The following is a 2,109-nucleotide window of genomic DNA, read 5'->3' as shown; positions in this document are numbered from 1 at the left end:
GTGGCGGGCGCCGTGTCCGACGCCGCGTCCGGGCTGGCGGAAAGCCTGGGCCGGCTCAACTCCCGGTCGACCCGCGTGCCCGGCACGGTCTCGTAGCGGGGCCTGCGATCCGGGTCCCGGGCCCTGGGGCAAGGCGGTGCGCCCGACGCTTCCTGGCGGCATACCGGCCCGCCCCCGTTGCGGCTACGGGCTACGCGGGTTGGAAGATTCATCCCCCGAGGTTTGATCCCCCAGACGGGATGACGGGGTTGTTCTCAGAACGACATCGGCAAGGACCAAGCGTCGGCAGGCAAGCGGGACGGTCCGCTGCCGCAAGCACCCTGAAAGGGGTGCCTCAGACCCCGCGGAAGCGCGCGAGGCCCGATGATCGGCTCCGGCATCCCGGGCCGGCAAGGACAGGGCGGGCTCGTATGGATCGTGGGGCGAGAATCCTGGGATTGCTGCAGATCACAGGTAGCATTCGCAGCGATCTTCCGAGGCAATGCCGGAATATGTGATCTTGTATTCAATTCGTTGCAGTATCGAAGCGCGAAGCCTGACAAAAATTTGATCGACGACTGAGAATTATCTGTGTGCCTGCGTGGTTTTCCGCCGTGCATTCCGGGATCGGTTGTGCAAAATCCAGTTGTCGGCGACGAGCCGGCACCGCCCGCGCCGACGTCCATTCCCCTCGATCCGTCGGCGCGGGTGTCTTCAGGTGGCGCCCTGTGCTTCAGCCACGCTGCAATAAAGTGAGGGGCAACCTTCCAGCCTCGTGGCGCAAGCCCGGGGCTGTTTTTCGTTTCAGGGCGGCTCGGTCCGATCCGCGGCGGACGATCCCGGATGCGGGGCCCCGGCCGGTCCGCGGCCCGCCAGACTTCGCGGTGCCGCGTCCGGCGGCCGGCGAACATCCGGGATTCACGAAGAATCGGCGCCGTCAGACTTCGTGGAGTTGACGAAGGCTGGCCCGCATCGGCTCGGTCGTGCGAACGATCGAGCGGGCGGCCGCGCGCGCCGTCGTGGTCGCGCTGGACTGATATTGGATTTTGTATTCGTAAACTTCCCGGGCCTTTGTACGCCAAGCCGCCGCGACACGGTTTCGCCAAGTGTAAATCCAGCTTGACACGCCCGGCGGCCCCGGTAGCCTGCGTCCATGGCCGCCACGCCCGCACCGAGCGCAGTCGTCGAGCTGCTCAAGCCCCTCACCTGGTTCGCTCCGATGTGGGCGTTCGCCTGCGGGGTGATCTCATCCGGACAGCCGGCCCACGGGCAATGGCCGGTGATCGCCGCGGGCATCGTGCTCGCCGGGCCGCTGGTCTGCGCCACGAGCCAGGCCGCCAACGACTGGTTCGACCGGCACGTCGACGCGATCAACGAGCCGAACCGGCCGATCCCGTCCGGGCGTATACCCGGCCGGTGGGGCCTCTACCTGGCCTTGGGCTGGACCCTGCTGTCGCTGTTGGTCGCGGCGGCGCTGGGGCCCTGGATCCTCGGGGCCGCCTTGTTCGGGCTGGTGCTGGCCTGGATTTATTCCGCGCCGCCCCTGCGTCTCAAAAAGAACGGGTGGTGGGGGAATGCCGCGGTCGGGCTCTGCTACGAGGGCCTGCCCTGGTTCACCGGCGCCGCCGTGATGGCCGCCGCCCTGCCCGACCGGCGGGTGCTGCTCGTCGCCCTGCTGTATTCCATCGGCGCCCACGGGATCATGACGCTCAACGATTTCAAGTCCGTGGAGGGCGACCGGCGCATGGGGCTGATGTCCCTGCCGGTGCAGATGGGCTCGGACCGGGCCGCCCGCTTCGCCTGCCTGGTCATGGCGGTGCCGCAGGTGGTGGTGATCGGGCTGCTGTTCGCCTGGGAGCGCACCGGCCACGCCGCCCTGGTGGCGGCGTTGCTCGCCGGGCAATTCGCCCTGATGGTCCGGTTCCTGAAGAGCCCGCGCGAGCGGGCGGCCTGGTACAACGGCACCGGCACGACCCTCTACGTCCTCGGCATGCTGGTCGCCGCCTTCGCGCTGCGACCTCTGGTGGGAGGGGCGTGATGACGCCTTCGGGTTCGAGCGCGGGAAGCGCCACCGCCTTCCCTCCCCCCTCTGCGGGGGAGGGTGGGCTTCGCGTAAGCGAGGGTCGGGAG

The 2,109-nt window shown here is 68.7% G+C and carries 1 protein-coding gene; it reads left to right on the top strand.

The window, feature by feature from the left end:
- Positions 1 to 1,132: 1,132 nt before the first annotated feature.
- Positions 1,133 to 2,017, top strand: a complete 885-nt coding sequence (gene chlG, locus FV228_RS27685) for a chlorophyll synthase ChlG (protein ID WP_147857435.1) — start codon at positions 1,133 to 1,135, stop codon at positions 2,015 to 2,017.
- Positions 2,018 to 2,109 lie beyond the last annotated feature (92 nt).

The organism is Methylobacterium sp. WL18 (assembly GCF_008040015.1).
GTDB lineage: Bacteria > Pseudomonadota > Alphaproteobacteria > Rhizobiales > Beijerinckiaceae > Methylobacterium > Methylobacterium mesophilicum.
This window is presented reverse-complemented; position numbering and strand designations above follow the sequence as displayed.